Origin of the sequence: Streptomyces sp. NPDC005808, assembly GCF_042871385.1 — a bacterium.
Taxonomy (GTDB): Bacteria; Actinomycetota; Actinomycetes; order Streptomycetales; family Streptomycetaceae; genus Streptomyces.
The window spans coordinates 313,599-328,580 of record NZ_JBIAIK010000002.1 but is presented as its reverse complement, the minus strand read 5'-3'; the positions used below and the strand labels follow the sequence as shown (position 1 = coordinate 328,580).

Sequence of the window (14,982 nt, the reverse complement as noted above, 5' to 3'; positions counted from 1 at the left end):
TTGGGGCTCCCAATGAATCGGTGCCCTCAGGAGGACGCTGCGTGACCGCACCGCGGAGTACCCCCGGCACAGCGATACCCCGGCCCTGACACCTCGTCACCAGATGTCCAGACGTATGAAGGGCAGGGCCGCACCATGCCGTCGAGTCTCCGCGCTCGTCTCAGATGTACCGTCACCGCCGCGCTCACCACCGCCTCGCTGCTCGCGCTGCCGGTCCCGGCCGGAGCCCAAGGGGCCGCCGCAGCGGGCGAGTTCGAGCAGCAGGTGCTTTTCAAGGCCCCGCAGGATCCCGGCTACTCCTGCTTCCGCATCCCCGCCGTCGTACAGACAGTCAAGGGCACGCTCCTGGCGTTCGCCGAAGGACGGGTTCTCAACTGCGGGGACGCGGCCGACATCGACATCGTGGTCAAGCGGTCCACCGACGGCGGACGCACCTGGGGCCCACTCCAGGTCGTCAACGACGGAGACGGCGACACCCACGGGAACCCGGCGCCCCTCGTGGACCGCGAGACCGGCCGCATCCTGCTGGCCGAGACGTACAACACGGGACGGGCGGACAGCGCGAACTGCGCGGTCCCCTGCGACCGCACCCCGCACATGCAGCACAGCGACGACGACGGTCTCACCTGGTCGCAGCCGCGCGACCTGAGCAAGGAACTCCTGCCGGCCCACTGGAACTCCTGGTACGCCACCGGTCCCGTGCACGGCATCCAGCTGACCGCCGGCGCGTACGCCGGACGCCTCGTCTTCGGCGTCAACACCGAGACGTGGGAGGGGAGCCGGCCCACCACCAACCACGCCGCACTGATCACCAGTGACGACGGCGGCGACCACTGGGCCATCGGTGCGACGGACTCGTGGCCCATCGCCGATGACGGGACCTTCCGCCAGAAGCCGTCCGAGATCGCGCTCACGGAGCGCGCCGACGGGTCCGTCCTGGTCAGCGGGCGCGAGCAGGACGGCTCCGACCTCGGGCACCGCACCCAGGCCGTCAGCAGCGACGGCGGTGACAGCTTCACCACGCCCTTCAGGAACATCCCGGATCTCTACGCGCCCCAGGTCCAGGGCTCGCTGCTGCGCCTGGGCAACCGGCTGCTGCTCGCCTGCCCCGGTGACCCGGACCGCCGCCGGACGATGATGATCCGCTCCTCCTACGACGAGGGGGCGACCTGGGAGAGCGTGGACCGCGGCACGGTCGTCACCACGGACTGGTCCGGCTACTCGGACATGGTGGCGATCGACTCCGGCACCGTCGGGCTGCTCTACGAGGGCGGCGCGGTCGACGCGCGCGACGAGATCCGCTTCGCCCGCTTCACCGAGGACTGGCTGAGCCCGAACCGCGGCGCGGACCCGACAACCCTCGACCTGGCACCGGGCGCCGAGCCGGCAGCTGTCCTCGGTGGCGCCCGGGAGACGCCGGGCGTGCTCGGCGGCGCGCTCCAGTTCGACGGCACCGACGACGCCGTACGCCTCCCCTACCGGGAACAGCTCCCGCTCGGCGCCAAGGCCTTCACCGCCTCCCTCTGGTTCCGCTACACGGCCACCACCGGTGAACAGCCGCTGCTGTGGATGGGCGGGTCCGGCAACTCGCAGCCGCAGGTGTGGCTGCGCGGCGAGCCCGCCTCCGGCCGTATCACGGGCCTGATCACCACCCGGGACGGCGCGGCGCCCCCGACCACGACGTCCGTGCGCACCATGGGCGCGTACAACGACGGGCAGTGGCACCATCTGGCGCTGCGCCGCGGTGAAGGGCACCTGACGCTGTTCATCGACGGTAAGGCGCTCAGCGCGGCCGACCTGCCCGGATCGGTCAGCCGTAACTCGCCGTTCGGGGTGCACGTCGGCCAACGGATGGACGGCCGGGCGCACTTCGCCGGGGCGATCGACGACGTCCGGGTGGACGCCCGCGCGTTGACCGACGACGAGCTGACCGACCTGCGCACGGACAACTTCCTCCCTGTGACGCAGGACACCGTGCTGTGGCTGCCCATGGACCACGTGAGCGACGGCCGCTAACGTCCCGTGCGTGCCGGACGACGCAGGAGCACGACGTCAGAACGGGACCGGGCTCGGCATCCTGCTGGCCCTGGTCTGCGCCGCCGTACTGCTCACCGCCCTCCCGGACGACGACCGGGAGGGCGGCGACGTGTGCCCGGCTCGTACGCTGACGTCCTGGGCCCCGGAGGAGCGGATCACGGACGAGTTCGCCCGGTACGGGGACGACGCCTCTCGCGTCGACGACTGGACCGGCGGCGACGGCACGCATTCGGTGCGGCTGCCGGACGGGCGGCTGCTGTGGCTGTTCTCGGACACCTATCTCGGCCAGGTGTACGCGCCGCCGAACCCGGTGGGCGAGTCCTTCGCCTGGCGCGACGCGTCGACTCCGCTGGTGCGCAACTCCGCCGTGGTGATGTCGGAGTCCGGACGCCTGGAGACCACGCTCCCCGCGCCGGTCTTCCCCGACCCGGCGCCGCAGCAGTGGCGCTGGCCTGTCGCGGCGCGCGTCGAACCGCGCTTCCCGGGTGCCTCCGAGGAGGTGGTACGCGTCCTGCTGTGGACCCGTACGGCGGGCCAGGACCCGTGGATCTACGGGGTGCCCACCGCCACCGAGGTCGCCACGCTCTCTCTACCGGACCTGCGGCTCGAAGGCATCACGACGGTCCTGGACCAGAGTTCCGTGGCGGATCCCTCCCGGCGCGTGCTGTTCGGCACCACGACGGTCGACGCGGGCGAGTGGACGTACGTTTTCGGCGGCGACGACGGACAGGCCGCCTCCCGCCCCGTCTCAAAGGCGTACGTGGCGCGGGTGCCGCGCGGCGGGCTCGCCGAGCCGGGGGCATGGGAGTACTGGGACGGCGAGCGCTGGGCGGTGCGGACGGCTCCGAAGCCGGTCCTCGGGGACGGGCAGCGCACGGGGGTGGGCAGCGCGTTCAGCGTGGTGCGCGACGAGGGGACCTACGTGCTGTTCACGATGGCGGCGGGCGCCGCGGGACTGACCACGGTCACGTCCTACTGGGCGTGCTCGCCGACGGGACCCTGGCACGGGCCCACCCGGAGCTTCAGCCCGCGGCTGCCGCAGGGCGAGGTGGCGGCGTACAACCCGCAGGTGCACGTGGAGTTGAGCGACGACGACCGGCTGGTGCTGAGCTACGACGTCAACTGGCTGGACGCGACAGGTGCTTCGGCGCAGGCGAACCTCAGCCGGAACGTGTCGCTGTACCGGCCACGATTTGTGACCCTGCGACTGGGGTCCGCTCCCTGACCACCTCGGGATCGCGCGAGCGCCGCTTGGCGATCACCGCGCACACCATCAACTGCATCTGGTGGAAGAGCACCAGCGGCAGCACGGCGAGTGAGGCCTGCGCGCCGAACAGCACGCCGGCCATGGGGAGTCCGGAGGCGAGGGACTTCTTCGACCCGGCGAACTGGACGGTGATCCGGTCCTCCCGGTTGAAGCCCAGCGCCTTCGCGCCGTACCAGGTGACCGTGAGCATCACGGCGAGCAGCACGGCCTCGACCAGCAGGAGCCCGGCCAGCCGGGCGGGGCTGACCGCGTGCCAGATGCCGTGCACCATGCCCGCGCTGAACGCCGTGTAGACGACCAGGAGGATCGAGCCGCGGTCGACGTATCCGAGGAACTTCTTGTGCCGCGCGACGAAGGTGCCGATCCAGCGCCGCAGCACCTGTCCGGCCACGAACGGCACGAGCAGCTGGAACACGATCCCGACGATCGCGTCGGCGGAGAAGCCGCCGCTGTCGCCGAGCAGCGAGGCCGCGAGCAGCGGCGTGACCACGATGCCGGCCAACGAGGAGAAGGAGCCCGCGCAGATCGCGGCGGGCACGTTGCCGCGCGCCAGGGAGGTGAAGGCGATCGACGACTGGACGGTCGAGGGGACGAGTGTGAGGAAGAGCAGGCCCTGATAGAGCGGGTCGGTCAGGAACACCGGTTCGAGGCTGCGGGCGGCGAGGCCGAGCAGCGGGAACGCCACAAAGGTGCAGACGAGAACGGTGGTGTGCAGCCGCCAGTGGCGCAGTCCGTCGATCGCCTCACGGGTGGAGAGGCGCGCTCCGTAGAGGAAGAACAGGAAGGCGATCGCGCCCTCGGACGCGCCCGAGGCGACGTCGGCGCCCGTACCCCGCGCGGGGAGCAGCGCGGCGAGGCCCACAGTTCCGAGCAGCATCAGGAGGTACGGGTCAATGGGCATCCAAGCCGGCCACTTCAGGCGTCTCACGGTTCTCCACTGCTGTTCTGCGTGCGATTCAGTACGTCATTGTCTGAAGTGGGTCGTGCCCTCTCCATCCTCCTCCCCTTAAGCGCAATCGGGAATCCTTCACACGGCTCTGACTGTCATCGCGTTTTGCGATAACGTCCGGACCATGTACGACCCGTCCCAATTGCGTACCTTCCTCGCGGTCGCGCAAACGCTGAGCTTCACCCAGGCCGCCCGGCGCCTGGGGCTGCGCCAGTCCACGGTCAGCCAGCACGTACGCCGCCTGGAGGACGCCACCGGACGGCAGTTGTTCACGCGTGACACGCACTCCGTGGAGCTCACGGAGGACGGCGAGGCGATGCTCGGATTCGCCCGCCGGCTGCTGGACGTCCAGGAGCAGGCCACGGCGTTCTTCACGGGGACCCGGCTGCGCGGCCGGCTGCGCTTCGGCGCCTCCGAGGACTTCGTCCTCACCCGGCTCACGGAGATCCTGGAGAGCTTCCGGTACGGCCATCCCGAGGTGGACCTGGAGCTGACCGTCGAACTGTCCGGCACGCTCCACGAACAGCTCGCGGCGGGCAAGCTCGACCTGGTGCTGGCCAAGCGGCGGCCGGAGGACCCGCGCGGCGAACTCGTCCGGCACGACCGCCTGGTGTGGATCGGCGCGGAACGCCTCCGCCTGGACCCCGACCGGCCGGTCCCGCTGATCGTCTACCCGCCGCCGGGCATCACGCGGGCCCTGGCGCTGGAAGCCCTGGAGCGCCAGGGCCGGTCCTGGCGCGTCGCGTGCACAAGCGCAAGCCTCAACGGACTCATCGCGGCGGCCCGGGCGGGGCTGGGCGTCATGGCCCACTCAAGGGGTCTCATCCCGCCGGGGCTGGTGCGGGTCCCGGAGCGGGCGGGACTGCCGGAGCTGGGCGAGGTCGACTTCGTCCTGCTGCACGGGCGGCGCCGGAGGGCGGCCCAGGGCGCGGCGGACGCACTGGCGGCAGCGATCCTCGGGGGCGGGGACCGGTTGCGTCGGGCTTAGGACGTGCCCTCCTCCGGCCGGGGCCGGGGCCGGCTCGCCTCGCCTCGCCTCGCCTCGCCTCGCCGACGACAGTGGGGCACGCTCCCTTGACAGCGGGTAACACGATCACTGGAAGTGGAACCTGCGCTCCACATCCGGTGCGATACGGGTCGTACAGATTCGGTGGAGATTGCGGGGCGGAAACCTACGGAACCGTAAGGTTTTCCGTCCGGCGGTTCCCCCTGTGCGGGCATTTCCGTGACATGTGTGGGCATTTCCGCGACTGACCAGTAGGTATGCCTTACCTTTCGGCGCTCCGACCCCCCTCCCGCCCCGCCGCACGGTGAGGTAGCTTTCACGGCGCTGTGCGGAGCGCCACTAGGAGCGGGATTGCGCGAGTTCACCAACCCTCCGTTGGCGTCGGCGCCGCCGGTGGGCGGTTTGGCCGACGTTGTCTTCGATCATGCCCAGGAGGACCCCCTCCACATCGCACTCGGCCGCAAGGACGATCAGGGGCAGTGGCGTGATGTGACCGCCGCCGAGTTCCGCGACGAGGTGCTCGCGCTGGCCAAGGGGCTGCTCGTCCAGGGGATCCGGTTCGGGGACCGGGTCGCCATCATGTGCCGTACGCGCTACGAGTGGACGCTCTTCGACTACGCGTTGTGGACGATCGGCGCCCAGGTCGTCCCCATCTACTCCACCTCCTCGGCCGAGCAGGTCTTCTGGATGCTGCACGACGCACAGGTGTCGGCCGTCATGGTGGAACACGAGGACCACGCGATGACGATCGCCACGGTCGTCGACCGGCTCCCGCAGCTCCAGAAGCTGTGGCAACTCGACGTGGGCGCGGTGCACGAGCTGTACGAGGCGGGTGCGCACATCGACGACGAGGTGGTGCACCGGCACCGGCGTGCGGTCACGCCCGAGTCGGTCGCGACGATCATCTACACCTCGGGCACCACCGGGCGCCCCAAGGGCTGTCTCATCTCCCACGCGAACTTCATGTTCGAGGCGGACACCGTCATCGAGCGCTGGGAGCCGGTCTTCCACTCCAAGCGGGGCGACGAGGCGGCCACGCTGCTGTTCCTGCCGCTCGCGCATGTCTTCGGACGCATGGTGCAGGTCGCCGCGATCCGCGGGCGGGTCAAGTTCGGGCACCAGCCGCAGCTCAACGCCGCGGCCCTGCTGCCGGACCTGGCCGCCTTCCAGCCGACGTTCTTCCTCGCGGTCCCGTACATCTTCGAGAAGGTCTTCAACGCGGCCCGCCGCAAGGCCGAGAAGGAAGGCAGATCGGGCCCCTTCGAAAAGGCCGTCGACATCGCCGTGCGGTACGCGGAGGCGATCGAGGCGAAGGCCTGGGGCATCGGACCCGGCCCCTCGGCGAGTCTGCGCATGCAGCACCAGCTCTTCGACAAGCTCGTCTACTCCAAGGTCCGGGCCGCGATGGGCGGCCGGGTCAAGCACGCGATGTCGGGCGGTTCGGCGATGGACCGGCGGCTCGGGCTGTTCTTCGCGGGCGCGGGCGTCTTCATCTACGAGGGGTACGGGCTCACCGAGTCCACGGCGGCCGCGACCGCCAACCCGCCCGAGCGCACCCGGTTCGGCACCGTGGGGCAGCCCATCCCCGGCACCACCGTGCACATCGCGGACGACGGCGAGATCTGGCTGCGCGGCGCCAACGTCTTCCAGGGCTATCTGAACGACCCCAAGGCCACCGACGCCACCCTGCACGACGGCTGGCTCGCCACCGGCGACCTGGGCTCGCTCGACGAGGACGGCTACCTCACCATCACCGGGCGCAAGAAGGAGATCCTGGTGACCTCCGGCGGCAAGAGCGTCTCGCCGGCGGTGCTGGAGGAGCGCGTACGCGACCATCCGCTGGTCGCCCAGTGCATCGTCGTCGGCAACGACCGCCCCTACATCGCCGCACTCGTCACCCTCGACTCCGAGTCCGTCGAGCACTGGCTCCAGATGCGCGGCAAGGCGAAGATGTCCCCCGCCGATCTCGTGCGCGACCCCGGCCTGGAGGCCGAGGTGCGGCGCGCGGTGGTCGCGGCGAACACCCTGGTGTCACAGGCCGAGTCGATCCGTACGTTCCGGATACTGGCGCACCAGTTCACCGAGGAGCACGGGCTGCTGACGCCCTCGCTGAAGCTGAAGCGGAAGGCGATCGAGGACGCGTACTCGTCGGAGGTCGAGGCCCTGTACAAGGCGTGAGCCGACCAGGAATGCGACACAGCCCCTGATCGTTGACGATGGTGGTATCAACCGACGACTGAAGGATCGAGAGCTCGTGAGCAAGGTCCCCCCGATCATCCTGAACAACGGCGTCGAGATGCCGCAGCTTGGCTTCGGCGTCTGGCAGGTGCCGGACGACGAGGCGGAGAGGGCGGTCGCCACCGCGCTGGAGGCCGGGTACCGCAGCATCGACACGGCCGCGATCTACGGCAACGAAGAGGGCACCGGCAAGGCGATCAACGCCTCCGGAGTCGCCCGTGAGGATCTCTTCGTCACCACCAAGCTGTGGAACAGCGACCAGGGGTACGACTCGACCCTGCGCGCGTTCGAGACGTCCCTGGAGAAGCTCGGCCTGGAGTACGTGGATCTGTACCTGATCCACTGGCCCACGCCGGAGCGGGGCAAGTACATCGACACGTACAAGGCCTTCGAGAAGATCTACGCGGACGGCCGCGCCAAGGCCATCGGCGTCTCCAACTTCCTTCCGGAGCACCTGGAGTCGCTGATCGAGGCGACGTCCGTCATCCCGGCCGTCAACCAGATCGAGCTGCACCCCCAGCTCCAGCAGCTGGCGGCGCGTGAGTACCACGCGGAGCAGGGCATCGCCACCGAGGCCTGGTCCCCGCTCGGCTCGGGCAGGGGCCTCCTCGAAGTGCCGGCGATCGTCGCCGTCGCCCAGAAGCACGGTCGCACCCCGGCCCAGATCGTGCTGCGCTGGCACCTCCAGCTGGGGAACGTCGTGATCCCCAAGTCCGTGACCCCGTCCCGGATCAAGGAGAACCTCGACGTCTTCGACTTCTCCCTGGACGCCGAGGACATCGCGGCAATCTCCGCCCTGAACGAGAACCGCCGCCTGGGTCCCGACCCGGCGACGTTCAACGGCGCCTGACCCACACGGACGCCAGGATCGGCCCGGATGCGCACCGCGCGTCCGGGCCGACGTCGTTCTCAGAGTGCGTGTCAGAGAAGGCGTGTCAGAGAGGGCGTGTCAGAGAGGGTGCGTCAGACAGGCTGGCCGATCGGCCGTACCACCACCGTGTTCACATCGACGCCTTCCGGCTGCCGGATCGCCCAGACGATCGACTCCGCGAGCTGGTCGGCGGTCAGCAGATGGCCGGGCGGCAGGCTGCCGTAGCTGTCCCAGAACGGGGTCTCCACGCGCCCGGGCGAGATCAGGGTCACCCCCACCCCGAACTCGGTGACCTGCCGCCGGGTGTTCTCGGCGAGCCCGGTCACGGCCCACTTCGTCGCCCCGTAGATGTTGCCGGGGCCGTGCACATGGCCGGCGACGCTGCCGACCAGGACGATCCGGCCCCGGGTCTCCTTGAGGGCGTCGATGGAGGCCCTGATCAGCAGCGCGGGACCCAGCACGTTGGTCAGCACCATCTCGGGCCAGCCGGCGGGGTCGCCCTCGGCGACGGTGTCGTGCGTGGCGAAGCCGGCGTTGGCGATGACGGTGTCGAGCCGCCCGAACTCCTTGATCGTCGCCTCGACCGCCGCCTGCACGTGGTCGTACTCGGCCGCGTTCCCGGCGATCGTCAACAGGCCCGCGGGGCGGCCGAGTTCCTCGGCGAATCCGTGCAGCCGCGCCTCGCCCCGCCCGGTGACCGTCACCCGGTGCCCGTCGGCGAGGAGCCTCCGTGCGACCGCGGCGCCGATGCCGCTGCCGCCGCCGGTGATGAGCGCCACAGGTGAGTCGGTCATGGTTTCCCCCATACGTTTGCCAGGCGGTTCAGGTGAACACCGGGAGTCCATCATTTCGAGCGCTCTCGAAGTCAAGAGGCCTCAACCGCGGCCCCGCGGAGCCCGACCGGCGCTGACGCCACCGGCGGGAAACTCCGTTGCGCGCCGGACCGGCGCCGACGGACAGTGGATTCATGAGCACGCCCACCCCACCGTCCAGCGTGACCGTGCGCCCGGCGACGTTCGACGACGCGGCGGCGGTGCACGCGCTGCTCAACGAGATCGACCTGCTGGAGATCGGTCGCGCCGACACCGAACTGACCGAGATCCAGACGGACTTGAAGCACCCCGAGATGGATCTGGAGCGCGACTCCTGGCTGCTCTTCGACGGCGGCAAGCTGATCGGATACGGCCTGTTGTGGGACGAGTCCGGCGGCGAGCGGATCGACATGGACCTCTACGCGCTGCCCGACCGTCCGCACGAGGTCCGGCACTTGTTCGACCTGATGGAGGCCCGGGCCGCGGAGCGGGCGGCCGCCAACGGGGCAGCCCGAGCGGTGGTGCACCTGTACCTCAACGCCGCCCCCACCATCGACCTGCGGACGCTGCGCGGACGGGGCTGGTGTCCCGTCCGCCGCTACAACGTGATGGACCGTCAACTGTCAGGCACCACCGGCCTTTCGCCCACCCCTCCGCCTGGTGTGACCCTGCGCCCCTGCCTGACGGAGCCGGACCGCCGACGCGCCCACGCACTGCTCCAGGAAGCCTTCGCCGAACACTTCGACTTCCAGCCGCGTACCTACGAGCAGTGGCTGGACGACATCGACGCCGAGCGTGTCGACTGGTCACTGATCTGGATCGCGCATCTCGACGGCTTCGGGGACGTGGCAGCGCTGCGCGGCAACAACAAGGGCGACTCGATGGCCTGGATCGCCAGCATCGGCGTCGTGCGCAAGGCTCGGGGCCAGGGGCTTGGCGGCTACCTGCTCCGCCACGCCTTCGCGCACTTCGCGGCGCTGGGCCGCGACCGCATCGGCCTCGGCGTGGACACGGACAACAGCACGGGTGCGCTCGCGCTGTACGAACGGCACGGCATGACTCTCGACTTCGCCGTCGACACCTGGGAGTTGATCCGCCCGGTCTGATCGAGCGCTTCGCCGGCCGCTTTGCCACCCGTTTCGCCGCCCGTTTCGCCGCCCGGTCCGAGGGCGAGACGCCGCTGGACGCCGCCGGACGAGTGGCTACTGCGGCTTCACTCCTACGTACACGGTGTGCGCCATCAGCAGGAACGCGTCCGGTCGGTGGTGCACGCTCGCCTTGTCCTCCGGGTCGAGCAGCCTGTCGACGGTGGCGAGGTCGTCGGCGTCGAGGCGCTCGCCGAGGACCTCGCGGCGATGGGTGAGGGAGGAGACCACGAAGGTGCGGGCATCGTCCGTGAGAGGGGCGGGCAGGTCCAGGAGGAACGTGCGGGTGGCGGTGTGGCACAGCCCGACGGCGTTCATCAGGGCGGGCCAGTCCTCCGTCTCGGCCACGGCTCCGGGCAGTTCGGCCCGCATCGTGGCGAACCCCGCCTCCTGGATCGCGTCGATGCGGGACTGCAGGCCGGGGCGGCCGATGCCGATGTCGCGCGGGAAGTAGCGGGCGGGCAGTCCGCCTTCCAGGAGGGCCACCGCGCCGCCGGGTGCGAGCGCCCGTGCGAAACCCGCGAGAGCCGCCCGCTGGTCGCCGACGTGGTGCAGGGACCTGCTGGCCCACAGCAGGTCGGCGGGGTATTCCAGGTCGTCAAGACCGTCGTCGAGCTCGGTCCGCAGGGTGCTGAAGCGGTCGGCGACGCCGAGCCTTTCGGCACGCTCGCGGGCCCGGTCCAGGAGAGGTTCCACGGCATCCACGGCGACGACCCGCGCCTGCGGGAAGGTGCCGGCGAGGAGACAGGAGACGACGCCGGGTCCGCTGCCCGCGTCCACGATCATCTCGGGCTCGGGCTGCCACTCCCGCAGCCAGTCCGCCACGCTCGCGTAGAGCGGGGAGGACAGCTCGGCCTCCTGTTCCAGGTAGGGGAGCATCTTGGCGAAGTCCATGTGCGCGTGGTCGTGCGCGGCGTGACTCTCATGCCTCTGGTCATGATCGTGTGCCATGTTCCAAGCCTCTCGTCGGGGTGTGGACAGCGTGCTCCCCCACTCCCGGAAACGGCTACTCGTGTTGCGCAAACAGCAAAATCCCGGGCGGCGCGGCTGCGGTCCGCCGGGCCGGCCAGAGCGGCCCGGCCCCGGGATCGCCAGCTACGAGTTGCCCTACTTCTCGGCCAGTACGGCGTAGGCGGTCGCCATGGCCGTCGACTCACCGCCGCGGGTGCTGTCGTACGCGTCGGCTTCCTTGTCGTGGTCCAGGTCCAGGTCCAGGTCCAGCTCCAGCTCCAGCTCCAGCTCCAGCTCCAGCTCCAGCTCCAGCTTTGCGGGTCAGCGCGCGCCGTGCCCGGGAGCCAGTTCCTCCACCCTTCGGGCGAGCGTGAGGTCGAGCTCGGTGACCGCGCCGCCGACGCTGTGGGTGTTCACGGTGAGGGCGACGGTGTTGTAGCCGAGGGTGAGGTCGGAGTGGTGGTCGAGTTCGTCCTGCACCTGAGCGATGTGCACGACAAGGCCGGTCGCCGCGAAGTGCGAGCCGAGCCGGTAGGTGCGGGCGAGCCGGTCGCCGTCCAGCGACCAGCCCGGCAGGTCCGCCAGTTGCTCCTCGATCTCCTTCTGCTCCAGCGGTTCGACGGCCATGACCTGGGCTCCATTCATCCGGCGGCAGGGTGCGCGAGGGGCTGTTCCTCAGCGTGCCACAGTCCCCGGAACTCGGCTCCGGGACTGCCCGACTCGGAATGGCTCAGGGTGACTCAGGCACGTACGCACTCCGCCGCGAAGTCGTCCGCCAGCACAGTGATCGTGGCGCGTCCCTCGATCCGCTCCAGCCATTCCTGCGGCAGCCCGTGGTCGCCGTGCAGGGCGCCGAGGAGATTGCCGCAGAGGGAGCCGGTGGAGTCGCTGTCGCCGGAGTGGTTGACGGAGAGGAGGAGGGCGTCGGCGACCCCGGGGGTGGCGAGGGCGCTGTAGACGCCGATGGCCAGGGCCTCCTCCGCGATCCAGCCGGCGCCGAGGGATTCGAGCTTCGCGGCGCTCGGGGCGCCTTCGGAGGCCAGGTCGAGGGCCCTGTCCAGGGCGGCCGTCGTCTCCTCGTGGCCGGGGTGGCGGGCCAGCAGCCGCAGCGTGCGCAGGACCGCGCCCTCCAGGGAGTCGCCGGACACCAGGTGCGTGACGATCGCGGCGAGGGCGCCGGAGGCGTAGTAGCCCGTGGGGTGGCCGTGGGTCATCCGGGCGCAGCGGGCGGCCATGCCGAACGCGGATTCGGCAGATGTCCTGGTCAGCCCGAAGGGTGCCGAGCGCATGACCGCGCCGCAGCCCTTGGAGTCGGAGTTGACCGGTCCGGGCGGGCCGAGCTCGACCGCCGGGTCGGGGACGTGGTCCGCATGTTGAAGTCCGGAGAGACAGGCGTTGCCGGGGGCCCGTCGCGCGTACAGCCAGGTCTGCGCGGCGAGTCCGCCCTGGACGTCGCTGCCGGGCCCGGCCTTGAGCTGGGTGTCCAGCCACCGCCCGTACGCCCGTCGCACCAGCTGGGGCCAGCCGCCCCCGATGCCCTTGAGCCGCTCGCGCGCGTGCGCCTGCTGGATGCCCTCCACCGTGAACAGGGTCATCTGCGTGTCGTCGCTGACGCGGCCCACGACACCGCTCCCGTCGGGGACGAGGCCGGTCACACCGCGGGGCCCGTGCGCGGCGCGGATCCGGTCCAGCGAGTCGAACTCGACGGGATAGCCGAGCGCGTCCCCGATCGCCCCGCCCAGCAGGCAGCCGCGTACCCGTGCCCGGTAGACCGCCTCGGCCTCGCGGCCCGGCCGCCCGTTCCCCATTGTCTCGTTCACGCACCACTCCTCGGCTACGGTCCTCGTATGAGCATTGTCGCGCCCGGTGCCTCCCCGCTTCCAAGTGCCCCCGCCGGCAAGGGTGTCGGCCCGCTGCTGCGCGGCTGGCGGGAGCGGCGGCGGGTGAGTCAGCTGGAGCTGGCGCTGCGGGCCGGTTCGTCGTCGCGGCACATCAGCTTCATCGAGACGGGCCGCTCCCGGCCCAGCGAGGAGATGGTGCTGCGGCTCGCCGAGCACCTGGAGGTCCCCGTCCGCGAACGCAACGCGCTGCTGCTGGCCGCCGGGTACGCGCCCCACTACGCGGAGACCCCGCTCGACGACCCGGCGATGGACGCCCTGCGCGAGGGCGTGGAACGGCTGATCCGGGGCTACGAGCCGTACCCCGCGCTGGTGATCGACGCCACCTACAACGTGCTCGCCGCGAACCAGGGCGTCGCCATGTTCCTGCACGGCATCCCCGAGGCCCTGCTCGCGCCCCCGCTGAACGCGATGCGTCTCACCCTCCACCCGGACGGCATGGCGCCGCGCATCCGCAACCTCCACGCCTGGCGCGGCCACCTGCTCGCCCAGATGGAACGCCAGGTCGCGCTCAGCCGCTCCGCGCCGCTGCGCGCCCTGTACGAGGAGGTGGCCGCGTACCCGGTCCCGGAGCCCGCCCACGCGGACGAACCCTTCGACGCCGTTGCCTGTTTCGCGCTCCCGATGCGGATCGAGCACGACGGCCGCGTCCTGTCCTTCGTCTCCTCCATCTCGACCTTCAACACCCCGATGGACGTGACGGTCTCCGAGCTGGCCATCGAGACGTTCCTCCCGGCGGACCCGGCAACGGCCAAGTACCTTCAGAATCCGGTTTCCTGACGCGCGGCCGAGGCGGCCCGGCCGACCCTGTGAGGGTGGCCCGGCCGACCCTGTGAGGTCAGTGGGGAACATGACACACTGCGCGTGTACTTCGGCGCTTGGGGAGGCGTGGCGTGAGTGAGCGGCGGCCCGCGCCCACCGTGGGCCAGGTGGTTCTGGGGCGAAGGCTCCAGGAACTGCGGGAGAGAGCGGGCCTCAAGCGGGAGGAGGCCGCGCGCGTGCTGCGTGTGGCCCCGGCGACCGTGCGGCGGATGGAGATGGCCGAGGTCGCGCTCAAGATCCCGTACGTACAGGTGCTGTTGACGACCTACGGCATCGCCCCCGATGAGGTGGCCGCCTTCATCGCTCTTGCCGAGGAGGCGAACCGGCCGGGGTGGTGGCAGCGGTTCCACGACGTACTGCCGGAGTGGTTCAGCCTGTACGTCAGCCTGGAGGGTGCCGCCCAGTTGATCCGCTCGTACGAACCTCACTTCGTGCCCGGGCTGTTGCAGACCGAGGACTACGCGCGGGCCGTGCTGGAGGCGGGGACCGTCGGACACACGGGTTCGGAAGCCATCGAGCGGCATGTGGCGCTGCGTATGAAGCGGCAGGGGCTGCTCACCGGCGAGAGGCCGCCCCGCCTCTGGGTGATCATGGACGAGACGGCGCTGCGGCGTCCCGTGAGCATCGACAGCAGGGTCATGCGCGACCAGGTGGACCGGCTTCTGGAAGAGGTCGAGCGCGCTCACATCACGCTCCAGGTCGCCGAGTTCGCGAACGGCCCGCACCCGGGGACGTACACGTCCTTCGCGCTGTTCCGCTTCGCGGAGCGGGAGCTGCCCGACATGGTCTACAGCGAGTACGTGTCCGGTGCCCTCTACCTCGACTCGCGCATCGAGGTGGCCCTGCACCTGGAGGTCCTGGACCACATGACGGCCCACGCGGCCTCCGCCCAACGCACCAAGCAGATCCTCCAGGAGTTCCGGGCACGCTTCTGAGCTGCAGAAACGTACCCCCTGGTCGCTGAATCCATTGAAGTCCCGACACCC

At 70.5% G+C, this 14,982-nt stretch carries 13 protein-coding genes; 8 read left to right on the top strand and 5 right to left on the bottom strand.

All coding sequences use genetic code 11. The features are described from left to right. Positions 1-135: 135 nt before the first annotated feature. Together ACFYPC_RS05010 and ACFYPC_RS05005 are read left to right on the top strand one after the other, a co-directional pair. Positions 136-2,016, top strand: a complete 1,881-nt coding sequence (locus tag ACFYPC_RS05010) for an exo-alpha-sialidase (RefSeq protein WP_388670879.1) — start codon at positions 136-138, stop codon at positions 2,014-2,016. Between the two features lie 10 nt (positions 2,017-2,026). Next, positions 2,027-3,262: a DUF4185 domain-containing protein gene (locus ACFYPC_RS05005; RefSeq protein ID WP_388670876.1), complete on the top strand. Its 1,236-nt coding sequence runs from the start codon at positions 2,027-2,029 to the stop codon at positions 3,260-3,262. Here ACFYPC_RS05005 and ACFYPC_RS05000 read toward each other — a convergent pair. Further along, positions 3,198-4,205, bottom strand: a complete 1,008-nt coding sequence (locus tag ACFYPC_RS05000; protein WP_388670873.1) for a bile acid:sodium symporter family protein — start codon at positions 4,203-4,205, stop codon at positions 3,198-3,200. The genes ACFYPC_RS05005 and ACFYPC_RS05000 overlap by 65 nt on opposite strands. A gap of 172 nt (positions 4,206-4,377) precedes the next feature. Between ACFYPC_RS05000 and ACFYPC_RS04995 the strand changes: the two genes are divergently transcribed. From ACFYPC_RS04995 to ACFYPC_RS04985, 3 genes are all read left to right on the top strand, one after another. Then, positions 4,378-5,241, top strand: a complete 864-nt coding sequence (locus ACFYPC_RS04995; protein WP_388670870.1) for a LysR substrate-binding domain-containing protein — start codon at positions 4,378-4,380, stop codon at positions 5,239-5,241. A gap of 369 nt (positions 5,242-5,610) precedes the next feature. Beyond that, a complete protein-coding gene (locus ACFYPC_RS04990; RefSeq protein ID WP_388670867.1) occupies positions 5,611-7,437 on the top strand; it encodes an AMP-dependent synthetase/ligase in 1,827 nt (608 codons plus the stop codon). Positions 7,438-7,555: 118 nt separating this feature from the next. After that, the gene (locus ACFYPC_RS04985; RefSeq protein ID WP_388672008.1) at positions 7,556-8,347 is read left to right on the top strand and encodes an aldo/keto reductase; all 792 of its coding nucleotides are present in this window, start codon (positions 7,556-7,558) and stop codon (positions 8,345-8,347) included. Positions 8,348-8,460: 113 nt separating this feature from the next. Here the strand turns inward: ACFYPC_RS04985 and ACFYPC_RS04980 are convergent, their stop codons facing one another. Next, the gene (locus ACFYPC_RS04980; RefSeq protein WP_388670864.1) at positions 8,461-9,162 is read right to left on the bottom strand and encodes an SDR family oxidoreductase; all 702 of its coding nucleotides are present in this window, start codon (positions 9,160-9,162) and stop codon (positions 8,461-8,463) included. A gap of 173 nt (positions 9,163-9,335) precedes the next feature. Here ACFYPC_RS04980 and ACFYPC_RS04975 point away from each other — a divergent pair, with 173 nt between their 5' ends. Further along, entirely contained in the window at positions 9,336-10,286 is a 951-nt protein-coding gene (locus ACFYPC_RS04975; protein ID WP_388670861.1) for a GNAT family N-acetyltransferase, read from the top strand. Between the two features lie 96 nt (positions 10,287-10,382). Here ACFYPC_RS04975 and ACFYPC_RS04970 read toward each other — a convergent pair whose 3' ends face one another. The 3 genes from ACFYPC_RS04970 to ACFYPC_RS04960 form a co-directional block, all read right to left on the bottom strand. Beyond that, positions 10,383-11,276: a class I SAM-dependent methyltransferase gene (locus ACFYPC_RS04970; RefSeq protein WP_388670858.1), complete on the bottom strand. Its 894-nt coding sequence runs from the start codon at positions 11,274-11,276 to the stop codon at positions 10,383-10,385. 321 nt (positions 11,277-11,597) lie between these two features. Continuing rightward, complete coding sequence (locus ACFYPC_RS04965) at positions 11,598-11,903, bottom strand: 4a-hydroxytetrahydrobiopterin dehydratase (RefSeq protein WP_388670856.1); 306 nt, start codon at positions 11,901-11,903, stop codon at positions 11,598-11,600. 113 nt (positions 11,904-12,016) lie between these two features. Beyond that, positions 12,017-13,084 (bottom strand): ADP-ribosylglycohydrolase family protein, encoded by a 1,068-nt coding sequence (locus ACFYPC_RS04960; protein WP_388672005.1) that lies wholly within the window; start codon positions 13,082-13,084, stop codon positions 12,017-12,019. Positions 13,085-13,123: 39 nt separating this feature from the next. On the opposite strand from ACFYPC_RS04960, the gene ACFYPC_RS04955 reads away from it, so the two are divergent. Further along, entirely contained in the window at positions 13,124-13,954 is an 831-nt protein-coding gene (locus ACFYPC_RS04955; RefSeq protein WP_388670853.1) for a helix-turn-helix domain-containing protein, read from the top strand. A 113-nt stretch (positions 13,955-14,067) separates the two neighbouring features. Then, positions 14,068-14,931 (top strand): helix-turn-helix domain-containing protein, encoded by an 864-nt coding sequence (locus ACFYPC_RS04950; RefSeq protein WP_388670850.1) that lies wholly within the window; start codon positions 14,068-14,070, stop codon positions 14,929-14,931. The last annotated feature ends 51 nt before the right edge of the window (positions 14,932-14,982 follow it).